16 protein-coding genes and 2 pseudogenes are annotated in these 17276 nt (G+C 72.6%); 15 read left to right on the top strand and 3 right to left on the bottom strand.

Going from position 1 to position 17276, the window contains the following annotated elements; all coding sequences use genetic code 11:
- The first annotated feature begins 92 nt into the window (after positions 1–92).
- The 10 genes and pseudogenes from AB0P24_RS41740 to AB0P24_RS41785 all read left to right on the top strand — a co-directional run bounded on the left by AB0P24_RS41740 (position 93) and on the right by AB0P24_RS41785 (position 10965).
- Positions 93–2168: a tetratricopeptide repeat protein gene (locus tag AB0P24_RS41740; RefSeq protein ID WP_365803578.1), complete on the top strand. Its 2076-nt coding sequence runs from the start codon at positions 93–95 to the stop codon at positions 2166–2168.
- A 137-nt stretch (positions 2169–2305) separates the two neighbouring features.
- A complete protein-coding gene (gene ald / locus AB0P24_RS41745) occupies positions 2306–3430 on the top strand; it encodes an alanine dehydrogenase (RefSeq protein ID WP_365803580.1) in 1125 nt (374 codons plus the stop codon).
- A 405-nt stretch (positions 3431–3835) separates the two neighbouring features.
- Entirely contained in the window at positions 3836–4963 is a 1128-nt protein-coding gene (locus tag AB0P24_RS41750; RefSeq protein WP_181808434.1) for a ParA family protein, read from the top strand.
- On the top strand, positions 4948–5538 hold the full coding sequence (locus AB0P24_RS41755; protein WP_365803583.1) for a hypothetical protein: 591 nt from the start codon (positions 4948–4950) through the stop codon (positions 5536–5538). Before AB0P24_RS41750 ends, AB0P24_RS41755 begins: the two co-directional genes overlap by 16 nt.
- Before the next feature lie 18 nt (positions 5539–5556).
- The gene (locus tag AB0P24_RS41760) at positions 5557–6666 is read left to right on the top strand and encodes a segregation/condensation protein A (protein WP_365803585.1); all 1110 of its coding nucleotides are present in this window, start codon (positions 5557–5559) and stop codon (positions 6664–6666) included.
- Positions 6663–7316, top strand: coding sequence for an SMC-Scp complex subunit ScpB (scpB, locus tag AB0P24_RS41765; RefSeq protein ID WP_365803587.1), 654 nt, complete (start codon positions 6663–6665; stop codon positions 7314–7316). Before AB0P24_RS41760 ends, scpB begins: the two co-directional genes overlap by 4 nt.
- On the top strand, positions 7316–8437 hold the full coding sequence (locus AB0P24_RS41770; RefSeq protein WP_365803589.1) for a pseudouridine synthase: 1122 nt from the start codon (positions 7316–7318) through the stop codon (positions 8435–8437). The genes scpB and AB0P24_RS41770 overlap by 1 nt, the downstream gene beginning before the upstream one ends.
- Positions 8438–8674: 237 nt before the next feature.
- Positions 8675–9394: an NUDIX domain-containing protein gene (locus tag AB0P24_RS41775; protein WP_365803611.1), complete on the top strand. Its 720-nt coding sequence runs from the start codon at positions 8675–8677 to the stop codon at positions 9392–9394.
- A complete protein-coding gene (locus AB0P24_RS41780; protein ID WP_365803591.1) occupies positions 9391–10413 on the top strand; it encodes an ADP-ribosylglycohydrolase family protein in 1023 nt (340 codons plus the stop codon). Before AB0P24_RS41775 ends, AB0P24_RS41780 begins: the two co-directional genes overlap by 4 nt.
- 4 nt (positions 10414–10417) lie before the next feature.
- A pseudogene (locus tag AB0P24_RS41785) lies at positions 10418–10965 on the top strand (nucleotidyltransferase domain-containing protein).
- Here AB0P24_RS41785 and AB0P24_RS41790 read toward each other — a convergent pair.
- From AB0P24_RS41790 to AB0P24_RS41800, 3 genes and pseudogenes are all read right to left on the bottom strand, one after another.
- Complete coding sequence (locus tag AB0P24_RS41790) at positions 10891–11634, bottom strand: nucleotidyltransferase domain-containing protein (protein ID WP_365803592.1); 744 nt, start codon at positions 11632–11634, stop codon at positions 10891–10893. The pseudogene AB0P24_RS41785 and the gene AB0P24_RS41790 sit on opposite strands and share 75 nt — an antisense overlap.
- Before the next feature lie 22 nt (positions 11635–11656).
- The gene (locus AB0P24_RS41795) at positions 11657–12136 is read right to left on the bottom strand and encodes a Rieske (2Fe-2S) protein (RefSeq protein ID WP_365803594.1); all 480 of its coding nucleotides are present in this window, start codon (positions 12134–12136) and stop codon (positions 11657–11659) included.
- Positions 12133–12351, bottom strand: a pseudogene (locus AB0P24_RS41800) (DUF6529 family protein); the annotation flags it as partial. The gene AB0P24_RS41795 and the pseudogene AB0P24_RS41800, both read right to left, overlap by 4 nt.
- 237 nt (positions 12352–12588) lie before the next feature.
- On the opposite strand from AB0P24_RS41800, the gene aroH reads away from it, so the two are divergent.
- The 5 genes from aroH (at position 12589) to der (ending at position 17160) form a co-directional block, all read left to right on the top strand.
- Positions 12589–12951, top strand: a complete 363-nt coding sequence (gene aroH / locus AB0P24_RS41805; protein WP_365803596.1) for a chorismate mutase — start codon at positions 12589–12591, stop codon at positions 12949–12951.
- A complete protein-coding gene (locus tag AB0P24_RS41810) occupies positions 12948–14033 on the top strand; it encodes a prephenate dehydrogenase (protein ID WP_365803598.1) in 1086 nt (361 codons plus the stop codon). Before aroH ends, AB0P24_RS41810 begins: the two co-directional genes overlap by 4 nt.
- A 96-nt stretch (positions 14034–14129) precedes the next feature.
- The gene (gene cmk / locus AB0P24_RS41815) at positions 14130–14816 is read left to right on the top strand and encodes a (d)CMP kinase (RefSeq protein WP_365803600.1); all 687 of its coding nucleotides are present in this window, start codon (positions 14130–14132) and stop codon (positions 14814–14816) included.
- 53 nt (positions 14817–14869) lie between these two features.
- Entirely contained in the window at positions 14870–15457 is a 588-nt protein-coding gene (locus AB0P24_RS41820; RefSeq protein WP_365803614.1) for a lysophospholipid acyltransferase family protein, read from the top strand.
- Between the two features lie 218 nt (positions 15458–15675).
- Positions 15676–17160, top strand: coding sequence for a ribosome biogenesis GTPase Der (gene der, locus AB0P24_RS41825; RefSeq protein ID WP_365803602.1), 1485 nt, complete (start codon positions 15676–15678; stop codon positions 17158–17160).
- The last annotated feature ends 116 nt before the right edge of the window (positions 17161–17276 follow it).

Genomic DNA, 17276 nt, shown 5'->3' on the forward strand with positions numbered 1-17276 from the left:
CGCACGTGAACTAGGCTCGATGCGATTGAGCCGAAACGCCCGAACCGGAGCCCCGGCGGGCCTGCGTGTGCGGTGGGACGGGAGTGTGGCCCGTGACGGATCAGGCGGTGGACACAGGCGGCGCACGGCGGCCGGCGCCCGCGGCCACGGACGACCGGTTCCTGGGCCGTACAAGGGAGTTGAAGGAACTGCGCGCCGACATCGAGCGCGCGGGCCTGGACACCATCGCCGGCCGCAAGGCCCCCCGCGCCCGGGTGCTGCTGATCGCCGGCCGACCCGGCTCCGGCCGCACCGCCCTCGCCGAGGAGCTCGTCCGGCAGGTCGCCGCCGACTACCCCGACGGGGTGCTGCGCGCCCGCCTCGCCGAGCCCGACGGCACCCCGGTCCCCGTCGAGCGCACCGCCCGCGACCTCCTCACCGCCCTGCGGCTGCCCACCCCGGCCGGCGCCGCCGCGGACGACCTCACCCACGCCCTGCGCACCGCCCTCGCCGAACGCCGGATGCTGCTCCTGCTCGACGACGCGCCCGGCGCCGAAGAGGTCGACGTCCTGCTCCCCGACACCGCGGACTGCCTGGCCGTCGCCGTCTCCGGCGGCCCGCTCACCGGCATCTCGGACGTCCGCCCGTGCACCCTGGGCGGCCTGGACACCAAGTCGGCCGTGGAACTGCTCAGCCGGTACACCGGCTCGGTCCGCATCACCGTCGACCCCCGGTCCGCCGAGTCGCTGGTCGAGGCGTGCCAGGCGCAGCCCGCCGCACTCGCCCTGGCCGGCGGCTGGCTCGCCGCCCGCCCCCAGGCGGCCGTCTCCGACCTCGCCAAGCGGCTGCACGCGGAGCCGGACGAGGGCACGGTGCTGGCCCGGGTCTTCCGGTTCGCGCACGACCAGCTGCCGGCCCAGCCCGCGCGGATACTGCGCCTGCTCAGCCTGGCCCCGGCCGGCCTGGCCGACCCGCACACCGCCTCCGCCCTCGCCGGCTGCTCGGTCGACACCGCCCGCACCGCCCTGGACGAGCTGGTCCGCCTGGGCCTGCTGCACCCCCTGGCCTCCCCGCTGCCCCAGTACGAGGTCCCCGGCTGCCTGCACCCGCTGCTCCGGGCCCTGGCCGAGAGCCGGGAGCGGGCCGGGGAGCTCCAGCTGGCCCGCGCCCGGATGCTGGAGCGCACCGTACGGCTGCTGCAGTCCTGCCGGGCCATCACCGAGACCGACAGCCCGCAGGCCCGCGAGAAGCTCCAGGCCCTGCCCCGCGAGCTGCGCTTCCCCACCCCCCGGGCCGCCGCCGACTGGCTGTGCGCCCGGCGCCCGGCCCTGCTGGCCGCCGCCCGGGCGGCGGTCGCCGACGGCGAGCTCGACACGCTGGCCCGCCGTCTGATGGCGCAGCTGGTCAAGGCCATGGTGGCGCACCTCGGCACCCAGGCCGCGGCCCCCGACCTGTACGGCATCCACGGGCTGGTCCTCGATGTCGCCCGGCGCCGCGGGCTGCACCGCGAGCAGGCCGCCGCGCTGCTGAACCTCGGCGACCTGGACGCGCAGACCGGCCGGACCGCGGCCGCTCTGGTGCGCTACCGGTCTGCGCTGGACGCCGGACGCAGCGCGAATGACCCGTACGCGACCGGTCGCGCAATGGAATCCGTAGGTGGCGCGTATCAGGAGCTGGGGGACTACGACCGGGCCGCCGACTGGTTCGGCCGCGCGCTCGCCGAGCGCCTGGCCCGCGGCGAGCGTGCCGAGGCGGCCCGGCTCTACGGCCGTATCGGCGGCGCGCACACCTACGCGGGCCGGTACGGCGAGGCGCTGCGGGCCTGGCGGGCGGCTGTTTCCGGCCACCGCAAGAACGGTGATGTGCCCGCACTGGCAAGGGCGTTGAGCGAGCTGGCCCGGGTCCAGGAGTACGCCGGACGGCCCGAGGAGTCGCTGTGCACCTGCCAGGAGGCGGTCGAGTGGGCGCGTCGCGCCGAGGACGTCCGGCTCCAGGCGGCGCTTCAGCTGCGGCTCGCCGACACGCTGGAGCGCCTCGGTGACTTCACCGCCGCGAGCCTGCACCGGTCGGCCGCCGAACGCATGCTGGGTGAGGAGCCTTCGGGGCCCGTGGGCCCCTCGGACCTCGACTCCGACCTGGAACACGGCGCTAACACCTGCGAAATCCGTAGTGCATCCCGCGAAGATTGATGCAATGAAAGGCTAGACAGCCGGAACGCCTTCATTAAACTGGCTCTGCCGCCGGTTCTTCCGCGGTGTCTCCTGGTATGCGGATGCATGCCGGGTATGTGTATCTATGCCCCCACACACCCTCTGAGCCAAGGACCGTGATCGACGTGAAGGTCGGCATCCCCCGCGAGGTCAAGAACAACGAGTTCCGGGTGGCCATCACCCCGGCCGGCGTGCACGAGCTGGTGCGTCACGGCCACCAGGTCGTCATCGAGCGCGGCGCCGGTGTCGGCTCGTCGATCCCCGACGACGAGTTCGTGGCCGCCGGCGCCACGATCCTGGACACCGCCGACGAGGTGTGGGCCACCGCCGACCTGCTGCTGAAGGTCAAGGAGCCGATCGCGGAGGAGTACCACCGCCTCCGCAAGGACCAGACCCTCTTCACCTACCTGCACCTGGCCGCGTCCAAGGAGTGCACGGACGCCCTCCTGGAGTCCGGCACCACGGCGATCGCCTACGAGACCGTCGAGCTGCCGAGCCGCGCGCTCCCGCTGCTCGCGCCCATGTCCGAGGTGGCCGGCCGGCTGGCCCCGCAGGTCGGCGCCTACCACCTGATGCGCGCCGCCGGCGGCCGTGGCGTCCTGCCCGGCGGAGTCCCGGGTGTGCTGCCCGCCAAGGCCGTCGTCATCGGCGGCGGTGTCTCCGGCTGGAACGCCGTGCAGATCGCCATCGGCATGGGCTTCGACGTGACCCTGCTCGACCGCGACATCAACAAGCTGCGCGAGGCCGACCGGATCTTCGGCACCAAGGTCAAGGCCGTCATGTCCAACGCCTTCGAACTGGAGAAGGCCTGCCTGGAGGCCGACCTCGTGATCGGCGCCGTGCTCATCCCGGGCGCCAAGGCCCCGAAGCTCGTCACCAACGAGCTGGTCTCCCGGATGAAGCCGGGAAGTGTCCTTGTCGACATCGCGATCGACCAGGGCGGCTGCTTCGAGGACTCCCGCCCCACCACCCACGCCGAGCCGACCTTCAAGGTTCACGAGTCGGTCTTCTACTGCGTCGCCAACATGCCCGGCGCGGTGCCCAACACCTCCACCTACGCGCTCACCAACGCCACGCTGCCGTACATCGTCTCGCTCGCGGACAACGGCTGGGCGGAGGCGCTGCGCAGGGACGCCGCGCTCGCCAAGGGTCTCAACACCCATGACGGCAAGGTGGTTTACAAGGAGGTCGCCGAGGCGCACGGCCTGGAGCACCTGGACCTCGACACGCTGATCGGCTGAGCCGGCCTCGACCGGCAAGTCACCTTTTCGTAAAGGCGATACGTCAACAAGCCGCGTCAATCGCGCACAACCGGCCGGACCTTGCCCGACAAGGTCCGGCCGGATGTGTGTATGGTCACTTTGCGACTTGCGGTCAACTCGCCTCGAACGTAACTCTTCGACCGATTCGCACACCGGTGGAACCTGCTGTGCGACGGTCGTACGCCCTTGACAGCGGGATGTTTCATTGCCGACACATCCTGCCGGGTCCGGCGGATTGTGTTGCTGACAACGCCCGACACGCCATAGAGTCGCCAACCGTCGGCATGGTGCCACGCTGACCTGTCTAGAAGTTTCCTGGTCACCAAGGAGGTAAGACGACTTGTGAATGAGTCGACATTTTCTCCCGGGGGTGGTCAACCAGGAATGCCGGTACGGGGCCAGGGTCCCGCGGGGTTCGAGGCTGTCGGCTCCGTCGCGGTGCGTACCTTCGCAGCAGCCCAGAGTCCGCTGACCACGCGGACAGCACACCAGAGCATGGATGGCCATCACGTGAACGCCATGGCCGGCGACGGAAGTGGCGCGCCCCACAACCAATTCGCCGACTACGACGAACTGCCCGACGGGCACTTCTACGACCCCGACGCCGAGTACGAGCCCGATCCGGAGTACGCGGCCACGCTCGCGCCCGACGCTGCCCGCCAGCGCCGCGAGCGCGTCGGCCCGACCGGTCGCCCGCTGCCGTACTTCCCGATCCCGGGGCCGGTGACCAGTCACGGCCCCGCGACGATCATCGCGATGTGCAACCAGAAGGGCGGCGTCGGCAAGACCACGTCGACCATCAACCTGGGTGCCGCGCTCGCGGAGTACGGCCGGCGGGTGCTGCTCGTGGACTTCGACCCGCAGGGCGCGCTGTCGGTCGGTCTCGGCGTCAACCCGATGGAGCTCGACCTCACCGTCTACAACCTGCTCATGGAGCGGGGCATGGCGGCCGACGAGGTCCTCCTGAAGACCGCGGTCCCCAACATGGACCTGCTGCCCTCCAACATCGACCTGTCGGCCGCCGAGGTCCAACTGGTCTCCGAGGTCGCCCGCGAGTCGACGCTGCAGCGCGCCCTCAAGCCGCTGCTGCCCGACTACGACTACATCGTGATCGACTGTCAGCCCTCGCTCGGCCTGCTCACGGTCAACGCGCTGACGGCGGCCCACAAGGTGATCGTGCCGCTGGAGTGCGAGTTCTTCGCCCTGCGCGGTGTCGCCCTGCTGACCGAGACCATCGAGAAGGTCCAGGAGCGGCTCAACCCGGAGCTGGAGCTCGACGGCATCCTCGCCACGATGTACGACTCGCGCACGGTCCACAGCCGTGAGGTGCTGGCCCGTGTGGTCGAGGCGTTCGACGACCACGTCTACCACACGGTCATCGGCCGCACGGTCCGCTTCCCGGAGACCACGGTCGCCGGTGAGCCGATCACCACGTACGCCTCCAACTCCGTCGGTGCCGCCGCCTATCGCCAGCTCGCCAGGGAGGTGCTCGCCCGGTGTCACGCCGAGTGAGTCTGCCCGGGGCCGACGAACTGTTCCGTACGACCGGGGGGATGGCGCTGCAGCCGTCCACCCCCAGGCGCCCGGTCAACGGCGAGGCCCGGGTGCCGGCTCCCGCGGGGGAGAGCGACGAGACGGCGGCCGCGGCCGCCGAGGACGTGCCCCAGTCGGTACCCGTGCAGGGCGGCGACGGCGAGGGCGCGGAGCACGTGGCGGCGGAGGCCGGGCCGGCCGACGCCGGGGAGTCCCGCAACCGCGGGGCGTCGGCCACCGTGGCGCCCTCCGGCCCGCGCCGGCAGGGGGCGCAGGAAGGTTCTGGCGCCGACGCCCAGGCCCAGCCGCGCAAGCGCGGCCGGGCGCCCGCCCGGCGGCCCAGCGGGCGCGAGCGGCACGACGAGAAGATCACCGTCTATGTCTCCGCCGAGGAGCTGATGGACCTGGAGCACGCCCGTCTCGTGCTCCGGGGTGAGCACGGGCTGGCCGTGGACCGGGGCCGGATCGTCCGCGAGGCGGTCGCCGTGGTCCTGGCCGACCTGGAGTCCCGCGGGGACGCGAGCATCCTCGTACGCCGGCTGCGCGGGCGCTAGAGGTAGCCTGCGGGGGCCATGACCTCGAACGACGTTCCCGCTTCCGGCCCCGGTGCCGGGCGCAGGCGTGCGCTGGGGCGGGGACCGGGGGTTTCGCCGCCGGTGCCGGAAGCAGTGCCGTCGGTGGACGAGGGGCCGTCGTCGGCTGAGGTCGCAGGTCCGGCTGAGGTCGCAGGTCCGGCTGAGGCCGGTGGGGCGTTGAGCCCGCCCGTTCCTCCCCCACTGCCTGAAGGGCCTGAGGGGACCCCCGGCGGAACGCCTGCCCACCACGCGGGCGGGCCGCAGGAGAAACCCGGAGCCGCACAACCCGAGGAACAGCGGGACGGCGTCTTCAAGGTCCGGCTCGCCAACTTCGAGGGGCCCTTCGACCTGCTCCTCCAGCTGATCTCCAAGCACAAGCTGGACGTCACCGAGGTCGCCCTCTCCAAGGTGACCGACGAGTTCATGGCGCACATCCGGGCCATGGGGCCGGACTGGGACCTGGACCAGACCACCGAGTTCCTCGTCGTCGCGGCCACCCTGCTCGACCTCAAGGCCGCCCGGCTGCTGCCCGCCGCCGAGGTCGAGGACGAGGCCGACCTGGCGCTGCTGGAGGCCCGCGACCTGCTGTTCGCGCGGCTGCTGCAGTACCGGGCGTACAAGCAGATCGCCGACATCTTCAACCGGCGCCTGGACGACGAGGCCCGCCGCTGGCCGCGTACCGTCGGCCTCGAACCGCATCTCGCCGAGCTGTTGCCCGAGGTCGTCATCAGCATCGGGCCGGAGGGGTTCGCCAGGCTCGCGGTCAAGGCGATGCAGCCCAAGCCCAAGCCGCAGGTGTACGTCGACCACATTCACGCCCCGCTGGTCAGCGTGCAGGAACAGGCCCAGATCGTGGTCGCGCGGCTGCGGGAGCTGGGGGAGGCCAGCTTCCGGGTGCTCGTGGCGGACACCGACAGCACGCTCACCGTCGTCGCCCGCTTCCTGGCGCTCCTCGAGCTGTACCGGGAGAAGGCCGTCGCCCTCGACCAGGAGACCGCCCTCGGCGACCTGATCGTGCGCTGGACCGGCGGCGACGAGCAGACCCGGCCGATGGTCACCGACGAGTTCGACCGGCCGCCCGAGCCGCCCAAGGAGGAGAAGGCGTGAGTGAGGAGACCGCGGAGCTGCCGGCGGGGCTGCGGCCCGTCGCCGAGCTCGACCTCAAGCCGGCCCTGGAGGCGGTGCTCATGGTCGTGGACGAGCCCGCCACCGCCGAGCACCTGGCCAGGCTCCTGGAGCGGCCGAGGCAGACGATCACGAAGGCGCTGCGGGCGCTGGCGGAGGAGTACACCGCGCAGGGCCGCGGCTTCGAGCTGCGGTTCGTCGCGGGCGGCTGGCGTTTCTACACCCGCGCCGAGTACGCGCCCGCCGTCGAGCGGCTGGTCCTGGAGGGCCAGACCGCCCGGCTCACCCAGGCCGCCCTGGAGACCCTCGCGGTGGTCGCCTACCGCCAGCCGGTGAGCCGCAGCCGCGTCTCCGTCGTGCGCGGGGTCAACTGCGACGGTGTGATGCGCACCCTGCTCCAGCGCGGTCTGGTCGAGGAGGCGGGCACGGAACCCGAAACAGGTGCGATCCTGTACAGGACGACGAACTACTTCCTGGAGCGGATGGGCCTGCGCGGCCTGGACGAGCTCCCGGAGCTCGCGCCCTTCCTCCCGGAGGCGGAGGCGATCGAGGCCGAGACCCAGGAGGGTGTGCCGTCGTTCGATCCGGACGCTCCGGACTCCGAGGACGCAGACGACAAGACGGAACTTTGATGCGAAGCAGCAGCGGCAGGAACAGCAGCGGAAACAACGGCGGGAGCCGTGGTGGCAACAGCGGCGGCCGCGGCGGGAGCAGCGGTGGCCGCGGTAACTACCGCGGCGCCGGGAACGCCCGCGACGACAAGCAGGGCGGCCGGCCGAAGAAGCCGCGCCCGGAGGAGCGGCGCTACGACGTGGGACCCGGCGCCACCCAGGACGGCCCCAAGTCGGGCCGTGGCGCCTCGGCGCGCGGCGGTGCCAAGGGCGGCCCCAGGCAGGGCCAGGGCACCGGGCGCGGCCGTACGGCTCCGGCGAGTTCCCGTGAGTACGACGCCCGCGCCGAGGAGCGCAACCGGGAGCGGTACGCGGGCCAGAAGGACGTCAAGCTCCCCAAGACCTTCCCGGGCGCCGAGCAGGAGGGCGAGCGGCTGCAGAAGGTCCTCGCCCGCGCGGGCTACGGCTCCCGGCGAGCCTGCGAGGAGCTGATCGAGCAGGCGAGGGTCGAGGTCAACGGCGAGATCGTCCTGGAGCAGGGCAAGCGGGTCGACCCGGAGAAGGACGAGGTCAGGGTCGACGGGCTGACGGTCGCCACGCAGTCGTACCAGTTCTTCTCGCTGAACAAGCCGGCCGGTGTGGTCTCCACCATGGAGGACCCGGACGGCCGGCAGTGCCTCGGCGACTACGTCACCAACCGGGAGACCCGGCTCTTCCACGTGGGGCGGCTCGACACCGAGACCGAGGGCGTCATCCTGCTCACCAACCACGGCGAGCTGGCCCATCGGCTGACCCACCCCAAGTACGGCGTGAAGAAGACCTACCTCGCGCACATCGTCGGCCCGATCCCGCGCGACCTGGGCAAGAAGCTCAAGGACGGCATCCAGTTGGAGGACGGGTACGCGCGCGCGGACCACTTCCGGGTCGTCGAGCAGACCGGCAAGAACTACCTGGTCGAGGTCACCCTGCACGAGGGCCGCAAGCACATCGTGCGCCGCATGCTGGCCGAGGCCGGGTTCCCGGTCGACAAGCTGGTGCGGGTCGCCTTCGGGCCGATCACCCTCGGCGACCAGAAGTCGGGCTGGCTGCGCCGCCTGTCCAACACCGAGGTCGGGATGCTCATGAAGGAGGTCGACCTCTAAGCCGCCTCCAAGTCGGCCTCCCAGGCGGCCTCCAAGCCGACCTCCAAGGCGCCGTGGACCCCGTGCAGGGGCTCTGTGCGGCTTTCTGACGGCCGGTTCCGGATGTTCCGGGGCCGGCCGTCGTCGTGTCCGCGAACGGCGCTCCAGCGGCCACGGGGAGCTTGCGTGATCACGGCGGGCTCTTTATAGTCGTTACGACTATTAGTAGCGTCGATCATCGAGGGGGTGGACGGGCGCATGCGGGGCTACGACAAGTACGCCTTCGAACCCTTCGCCGTCACCGTCGACCTCGCCGTCCTCACCCTGCGCGCCGGCGCCCTGCACGTGCTGCTCGTCGAGCGCGGGCAGGAGCCGTACGCCGGACAGTGGGCGCTGCCCGGCGGCTTCCTGCTGCCGCGGGAGTCGGCCGAGACGGCGGCCCGGCGGGAACTCGCCGAGGAGACCGGCCTGTCGGACGTGTCCGGACTGCGTCTGGAGCAGCTGCGCACCTACAGCGAGCCCGACCGCGACCCGAGGATGCGGGTGGTCTCCGTCGCCTTCACCGCGCTGCTGCCCGACGCCCCCGAGCCGCACGGCGGCGGTGACGCGGCCCAGGCACGCTGGCAGCCCTACGACCCGGCCCGGCCGCTCGCCTTCGACCACGAGCGGATCCTGGCCGACGCCCATGACCGGGTCGGCGCGCAGCTGGAGTACAGCTGTCTCGCCACCGCCTTCTGCCCGCCCGAGTTCACGCTCGGCGAGCTGCAGAACGTCTACGAGACCGTGTGGGGCGTCGCGCTGGACCGCCCCAACTTCCGCCGCAAGGTGCTCGCCACCCCCGGCTTCGTCGAACCCGTCCCCGGCGCCGCCCGGCTGACCGGCGGCCGCGGCAAACCGGCCGCCCTCTACCGCGCGGGCACCGCCACCGCGCTCCACCCGCCCCTGCTCCGCCCGTCCCGGGAAGGACGCCCCGCATGACCGCGAACATAGGCGACAAACGCGCCGCCACCGGCTCCCTGATCGGTCTCGCCCTCGGGGACGCGCTCGGCTTCCCCACCGAGTTCAACGACGTGCCCTCGATCCTCGCGAAGTTCGGGCCGTGGCGGGAGATGGAGCTGCCCCGGCGCGCCGTCGTCTCGGACGACACCCAGATGACCCTCGCCGTGGGGCACGCGATGCGCACCGCGATGGACCGGGGGGTGCTCGCGCCCGAGCGGCTGGAACGGCCGCTGCGCGAGGAGTTCGTGAACTGGTACCAGTCGCCCGAGAACAACCGGGCGCCCGGCCGGACCTGCCTGCGGGCCTGCGATCTCCTGAAGGAGGAGGGACGCCGCTGGCAGGACGCCAGCCAGATCGACTCCAAGGGCTGCGGCGCCAACATGCGGGTCGCGCCCGTCGGGCTCGCGCCGGGGCTCAGCGACGAACAGCGCGCCGGGGCCGCCCAGTTGCAGTCCGCCCTCACCCACGGCCATCCCACCGCCCTGGCCGCCTCCGACCTCACCGCACGTGCCGTACGGCTTCTCGCGCAGGGGGCCGGACCGGACCAGCTCCTCGGTCAACTGCGGTCCTACGCCCGCGAGAACCGCACCCGCTACCGCCACCCCTGGCTCGGCGACCTGTGGACGCGCAGCCACGACGCGACCCCCGAGGACTTCATCGCGCGCGGCTGGGACGAGTGCCTGGAGATCCTCGACCGGCTCCAGGAGGCCGTGCGGACCGCCTCCCCCGAGGCCGACCCCTGCCTGGCCACCGGCGCCGGCTGGATCGCCGAGGAGGCCCTGGCGACCGGACTGCTCTGCTTCCTGCTCTTCCCCGGCGAACCGCTGCTCGCCCTGCGCCGGGCCGCCTGCTCCTCCGGCGACTCGGACTCGATCGCCTGCCTCACCGGGGCGTTCGCGGGGGCCTGGCTCGGCGCGGACGCCTGGCCGACGGAGTGGGCCGACCGGATCGAGTACGGGGGCGACCTGCTGACCCTGGGCGCGCTCTGGGACTCTTGAACGCATGATCGACGACCTTGATCCGGACCTCGACCTGGCGTCCGTCGTGGCCGAACAGCCCGACCCCCTGCTGTTCGCGACCGTCTCCGGAGCGCACCTGTGGGGCTTCCCGTCCCGGGACTCCGGCCTGGATCTGCGGGGCGTCCATCTGCTGCCCGCCGCCGGCCTGGTCGGACCGCGCGAGCCGGAGGAGACCCGCTCGCGGACCTGGGTGCGCTACGGCGCCGAGACGGACCTCGTCAACCGCTGCTCTACACCTTCCGGGTGCTGCTCACCGGCATCCACCTGATGCGCAGCGGCGAGGTGCGGGCCCATCTGCCCGCGCTCCTGGGCGAGGTGCCCGGGGCCCCGGCCCACCTGCCCGAGCTGATCGCCGCCAAGGCCGAGCGGGAGCACGGCGAGGCCGCGGTCGGGCACGCGCGCGTGGAGGCCGACGTGGAGCGGCTGCACGTCCTGCTCGACGAGGCACAGAGCGGCTCAGCGCTGCCCGACGCGCCCCGCGCGCAGGACGCCCTGCACGACCTGGTGGTCCGGGTGCGCCTGGAGCGCTGAGTCCCGGCGGGCGCGGAACAGGAAGCCGGCCACGCGCGCGTGGTCCGGCTCCGCCGGCAGCGGGCTGCCGCGCAGGGCCCGCTCGGTCTCCGCGGCGAGCCGGGCCATCCGGGACTCGACCTCCGCCCAGGAGACCTCGCCCCGCTTCACCGCCAGCAACTCCGCGCGCCGCTCGCCCACGTCGACGGTCAGCTCGCCGGTGCGCAGCAGATCGCGGGCGCTGGTCAGCAGCCGCAGCAGGTGCATCGCGTGCTTCCAGCGGGGGGCGCCGTGCGTGCGGATGCCGGCGTCCAGCTTGCGGCGCTGGCCCAGGGCGTAGCGGGTGAAGGTGTCGTACGCGCGCCGGGAGAGGAAGGCGCCGCGCAGGGCGAGCAGTTCGCGGCCGGTGTCGTCGATGCGCTCGACCAGGGGCGAGTGCAGGCACTCCAGGATGTTCGGGTCGGCCCGCAGCGCCAGCTCGCAGAACCGTTCCAGCTCCCAGGAGAACCGCTCCTCGCCCGGCCCCTCGACATGCGCCGGCGGCTTCTCGAAGCCCCAGAACAGGGGGGTGGGGGCGAGGAACACACCCCGGCGGTCGGTGTCGCTGTCCGCCGTGGCCAGACCGAAGGCGCGCGACCCCATGACACAGGCGTAGATCGTGTGGTCGCGTACCAGGTCCTCGGGGTGCATGCCCCGGAGCGTACGCGGCCGGTCACCCCAGGGTGATCGAATTTCCGCTCACCGTGATCGACTTCGCCGGCAGCGGCCTGGCCGCCGGGCCGTGGGCCACCGCGCCGTCGGCGATGTGGAACTTGCTGCCGTGGCAGGGGCAGTCGATGGTGCCGTCCGCCACCCGGCTCACCGTGCAGCCCATGTGTGTGCAGATCGCCGAGAAGGCCTTGAACTCGCCCGTCGTCGGCTGGGTCACCACGATCTTCTGGTCCTTGAAGATCATGCCGCCGCCCTCCGGGATCTCACTCGTCTGCGCCAGCGTCTTCCCGGCGCCCGCGCTCGACGATCCGGAGGCCGACGAACCGGAGGTGGGCGACCCGAAGGCGGACGACCCGGAGGTGGGCGACCCGGACGAGCTGGAGGAGCCGTTGCCGCTCTGGTTGCCGCAGCCCACACAGGCCGCGGCGAGCGCCGCGGTACCCGTCGTGAGCATGCTGCGCCGAGTGGAGCCGTCGGTCATGTCGTCACCCCGAACGTGCGGAAGAACCAGCAGGCGGACATCAGCCAGACCAGCGTGAGCACGGCGAACACCGGCCCACCGACGATCGGCGGCAGCCGGCCAGGCAGTCGCTCCGAGCGGAGCAGCAGCATCTTGGCACTGAAAACACCGAAGAAGAAGCAACCCGGGGTGGAGTGGGGCAAAACGCGTGTTTCGTACGTCCGACAGCCCAACGCGCACCGGCGGCGCACCGCCGGCCGTGCGGCCTGCCGTACTTCATCGGCGCCGAAGACCGGCCGGAGTGCCTCCCCCCAAGTAGCGGAGCGGGGTACTGCACGCGACATTGGGGCCATGGCGGGCGGCGGTGCCGAAAGCCCGCCGTGTCTCAGCGGGCGGGCGCGGCGTACGGGCCCGGCGGCGGTCTGACTAGGCTGGCCGGACCAAGAGGCCGACGTCAGAACAGGAGCGGTGCCGTGGCGGTACGAGCGGTCCGGGGGGCCGTCCAGCTGGAGCGGGACGAGGCCGGTCACATGCACGAGCAGGTCGGAGCGCTGCTCACGGCCGTCCTGGAGCGGAACGGCCTGACCGCCGACGACCTGATCAGCATCTGGTTCACGGCCACCCCCGACCTGCACAGCGACTTCCCGGCGGCCGCGGCGCGGGGGCTCGGCATCGTCGACGTGCCGCTGATCTGCGCCCAGGAGCTGGACATCGCCGGCGCGATGCCCCGGGTCGTACGGATACTGGCGCACATCGAGACCGACCGGTCGCGCGGCGACGTCAACCACGTCTACCTCGGCGCCGCGGCCGCCCTGCGCAAGGACATCGCGCAGTGAGAACCGCGCTCGTCATCGGCACCGGTCTCATCGGCACGTCCGCCGCGCTCGCCCTCGTCCAGCGGGGCGTCGTCGTCCACCTCGCCGACCACGACCCCGAGCAGGCCCGGACCGCGGCCGCGCTCGGCGCCGGCACCGACGAGGCCCCCGAGGGCCGGGTCGACCTGGCGATCGTCGCCGCCCCGCCCGCCCATGTCGCCTCCGTCCTCGCGGACGCGATGAGCAGGGGCGTGGCCCGCGGCTACGCCGACGTGGCCAGCGTCAAGGGCGGCCCGCGCCGGGAGCTGGAGGCCAAGGGCCTGGACCTGTCGTCGTACATCGGGACCCACCCCATGGCGGGCCGGGAGAAGTCCGGGCCGCTGGCCGCCACCGCCGACCTCTTCGAGGGCCGGCCCTGGGTGCTCACCCCGACCCGGGACACCGACACCGAGGTGCTGAACCTCGCCCTGGAGCTGGTCTCGCACTGCCGGGCCCTGCCGGTGGTCATGGACGCCGACGCCCACGACCGCGCGGTGGCCCTGGTCTCCCACATGCCCCACCTGGTCTCCAGCATGGTCGCGGCCCGCCTGGAGCACGCCGACGAGTCGGCCGTACGGCTGTGCGGACAGGGCATCCGGGACGTGACCCGGATCGCCGCCTCCGACCCCCGGATGTGGATCGACATCCTCTCCGCGAACCCCGGCCCGGTCGCCGATCTGCTCGCCGACGTCTCCGCCGACCTCGGCGAGACGGTCCGCGCCCTGCGGGCCCTGCAGTCCGCGGACGAGGCCAAGCGGCGCGAGGGCGGCGCGGGCATCGCGGACGTACTGCGCCGCGGCAACGCCGGCCAGGTGCGGGTCCCCGGCAAGCACGGCTCGGCGCCGCGGGCGTACGAGGTCGTGGCGGTGCTCATCGACGACCAGCCCGGCCAGCTGGCCCGGATCTTCGCGGACGCGGGGGCGGCCGGGGTCAACGTCGAGGACGTGCGGATCGAGCACGCGACCGGTCAGCAGGCCGGTCACGTCCAGCTCTGGGTGGAGCCGAGGGCGGTGCCCCTGCTCACGTCGGCGCTGCGGGACCGGGGCTGGGCGCTGCGCCAGTAGCGCTGAGAACCGCGGTCCCGGGGGCCGGTAACCTTGTGCGGGGCGCACTGCCGCCCCCACACCACCCACCACCCTGCACCCGGAAGGTGTCCCCCCGTGGAAAACGGCGCCGTAAAGCCCGTGATTGTCGCGATCGACGGCCCCTCGGGCACCGGCAAGTCGAGCACCTCCAAGGCGGTGGCCGAGCAGCTCGGCCTGAGCTACCTGGACACCGGGGCCCAGTACCGGGCGATCACCTGGTGGATGGTGAACAACGGCATCGACCTCACCGACCCGACCGCGATCGCGGCGGTGGCCGGCAAGCCGGAGATCGTCTCGGGCACCGACCCGGTCAAGCCGACGATCACCGTCGACGGCGTGGACGTCTCCGGCCCGATCCGCGGCGAGGAGGTCACCTCCAAGGTCAGCGCGGTCAGCGCGGTACCGGAGGTGCGGACCCGGATCAGCGAGCTACAGCGGTCCCTGGCCCGCGCCGCCGCGGCCGGCATCGTCGTCGAGGGCCGGGACATCGGTACGACCGTGCTGCCCGACGCCGACCTGAAGGTCTTCCTCACCGCCTCGCCCCAGGCCCGCGCGGCCCGGCGCAGCGGTGAGCTGAAGGGCGCCGACGTCAACGCCACCCGCGAGGCCCTGGTCAAGCGGGACGCGGCCGACTCGACCCGCAAGACCTCGCCGCTCGCCAAGGCCGACGACGCGGTCGAGGTGGACACCACCGAGCTGACGCTGGCCCAGGTCATCGAGTGCGTCGTCACCCTCGTCGAGGAGAAGCGGGCCGGCAAGTGAGTCTTCCGTCGCAGCGGGGCGCCGAGACCGGGCGGCGCATCGGGGTCGGCCTGATGTACGGGCTGTGGAAGCCGCGCGTGCTCGGCGCCTGGAAGGTGCCCACGCGGGGCCCGGCGATCCTCGCCGTGAACCACTCCCACAACATCGACGGCCCGATGGTCATGGGCGTGGCGCCCCGGCCGACGCACTTCCTCATCAAGAAGGAGGCGTTCGTCGGGCCGCTCGACCCGTTCCTGACCCGGATCGGGCAGCTGAAGGTGGACCGGCATTCCACCGACCGCACCGCCGTCACCCGGGCGCTCGGCGTCCTGGAGGCCGGGGGAGTGCTCGGCATCTTCCCCGAAGGCAGCCGGGGCGACGGCGACTTCGCCGCGCTGCGCGCCGGGCTCGCCTACTTCGCGGTGCGCTCCGGGGCGCCCATCGTCCCGGTGGCGGTGCTGGGAAGCTCCGAGCGGCGCGGACGGTTGATAAAGGGGCTGCCTCCGCTGCGGTCCCGCGTCGACGTCGTCTTCGGCGACCCCTTCGAGGCGGGCGACGGCACCGGCCGGCGCACCCGCACGGCCCTGGACGAGGCCACCGAGCGCATCCAGAAGCAGCTCGCCGGCCACCTGGAGAACGCCAGGCGTCTGACCGGACGCTAGGGCCGGTCCGGCGGATCGGGTCGGAGAAAGGCAGCGGCGCCCACTACTCTCGGGTGAGCGGGGTGGTGTGCGTCGGCAACACGGCAGATGAGCGCACCACACCCCCGCGTCTCCGGCACGATCCGCCGGACATGCCCTGGGGCGACACTGAGTAGTGGATCGGTCTCCTGTGCGGCTGATCCACCGATCACCACGATGAACGACGAGGTACGGACTTCATGAACGACCACATCCAGCCCGGCGACTCGGCTGAGCACGAGTACGACCACGGGGCGCTCGGTGACACCGAGTACGCGGAGTTCATGGAGCTCGCCGCGGAAGAGGGCTTCGACATCGAGGACGTCGAGGGCGCCATCGAGGCGGCCGGCCACGGTCCGCTGCCCGTCCTCGCCGTCGTCGGCCGTCCCAATGTCGGCAAGTCGACTCTCGTCAACCGCATCATCGGCCGCCGTGAGGCCGTGGTCGAGGACAAGCCCGGTGTCACCCGGGACCGTGTGACCTACGAGGCCGAGTGGGCGGGCCGCCGCTTCAAGGTCGTCGACACCGGCGGCTGGGAGCAGGACGTCCTCGGCATCGACGCCTCCGTGGCGGCTCAGGCCGAGTACGCCATCGAGGCGGCCGACGCGGTCGTCTTCGTCGTCGACGCCAAGGTCGGCGCGACCGACACCGACGAGGCGGTCGTCCGCCTGCTGCGCAAGGCCGGCAAGCCCGTCGTGCTGGCCGCCAACAAGGTCGACGGCCCCAGCGGCGAGGCCGACGCGGCCTACCTCTGGTCCCTCGGCCTCGGCGAGCCGCACCCGGTCTCCGCCCTGCACGGCCGCGGCACCGGCGACATGCTGGACGCCGTCCTGGAGGCGCTGCCCGAGGCGCCCGAGCAGACCTTCGGCGGCCCCGGCGTCGGCGGCCCCCGCCGCATCGCCCTCATCGGCCGCCCGAACGTCGGCAAGTCCTCCCTCCTCAACAAGGTGGCGGGCGAGGAGCGCGTCGTCGTCAACGAACTCGCCGGCACCACCCGCGACCCGGTCGACGAGCTGATCGAACTCGGCGGCGTCACCTGGAAGTTCGTCGACACCGCGGGCATCCGCAAGCGCGTCCACCTCCAGCAGGGCGCCGACTACTACGCCTCGCTGCGCACCGCGGCGGCGGTGGAGAAGGCCGAGCTCGCGGTCATCCTGATCGACGCCTCCGAGTCCATCTCGGTGCAGGACCAGCGCATCGTCACCATGGCCGTCGAGGCGGGCCGTGCGGTCGTTCTCGCCTTCAACAAGTGGGACACCCTCGACGAGGAACGCCGCTACTACCTGGAACGCGAGATCGAGACCGAGCTCGGCCAGGTCGCCTGGGCCCCTCGCGTCAACGTCTCGGCGCGCACTGGCCGCCACATGGAGAAGCTGGTCCCGGCGATCGAGACCGCCCTCGCCGGCTGGGAGACCCGCGTCCCCACCGGCCGCCTCAACGCCTTCCTCGGCGAGCTGGTCTCCGCCCACCCGCACCCGGTGCGGGGCGGCAAGCAGCCGCGCATCCTGTTCGGCACCCAGGCCGGCACCAAGCCCCCACGGTTCGTCCTGTTCGCGTCCGGCTTCATCGAGGCGGGCTACCGCCGCTTCATCGAGCGCCGGCTGCGCGAGGAGTTCGGCTTCGAGGGCACGCCGATCCATATCTCCGTGCGGGTGCGCGAGAAGCGCGGCGCGAAGAAGAAGTAGCGGGACATGTGAGAGGGGGGGGGCGCCGGCCCCGGGGCGGCCCCCGCACCACCCGCAAAACCCCCCCCCCCCCCCCCCCGCGCCGGCCCCCCGGGGGGGCGGGCGGACCCACACCC

The organism is Streptomyces sp. NPDC086519, from assembly GCF_040686075.1.
In the GTDB taxonomy this organism is placed as follows: Bacteria; Actinomycetota; Actinomycetes; order Streptomycetales; family Streptomycetaceae; genus Streptomyces; species Streptomyces shenzhenensis.

What these genes read in the sequence shown, in the direction of transcription:
- AB0P24_RS41775 (WP_365803611.1), top strand. Translation starts at nt 8,675, where the DNA reads ATGCGGGGCTACGACAAGTACGCCTTCGAACCCTTCGCCGTCACCGTC.
- AB0P24_RS41795 (WP_365803594.1), bottom strand. Translation starts at nt 12,136, where the DNA reads ATGACCGACGGCTCCACTCGGCGCAGCATGCTCACGACGGGTACCGCG.
- AB0P24_RS41760 (WP_365803585.1), top strand. Translation starts at nt 5,557, where the DNA reads ATGACCTCGAACGACGTTCCCGCTTCCGGCCCCGGTGCCGGGCGCAGG.
- AB0P24_RS41820 (WP_365803614.1), top strand. Translation starts at nt 14,870, where the DNA reads ATGTACGGGCTGTGGAAGCCGCGCGTGCTCGGCGCCTGGAAGGTGCCC.
- AB0P24_RS41770 (WP_365803589.1), top strand. Translation starts at nt 7,316, where the DNA reads ATGCGAAGCAGCAGCGGCAGGAACAGCAGCGGAAACAACGGCGGGAGC.
- der (WP_365803602.1), top strand. Translation starts at nt 15,676, where the DNA reads ATGAACGACCACATCCAGCCCGGCGACTCGGCTGAGCACGAGTACGAC.
- AB0P24_RS41790 (WP_365803592.1), bottom strand. Translation starts at nt 11,634, where the DNA reads ATGCACCCCGAGGACCTGGTACGCGACCACACGATCTACGCCTGTGTC.
- AB0P24_RS41750 (WP_181808434.1), top strand. Translation starts at nt 3,836, where the DNA reads ATGCCGGTACGGGGCCAGGGTCCCGCGGGGTTCGAGGCTGTCGGCTCC.
- AB0P24_RS41780 (WP_365803591.1), top strand. Translation starts at nt 9,391, where the DNA reads ATGACCGCGAACATAGGCGACAAACGCGCCGCCACCGGCTCCCTGATC.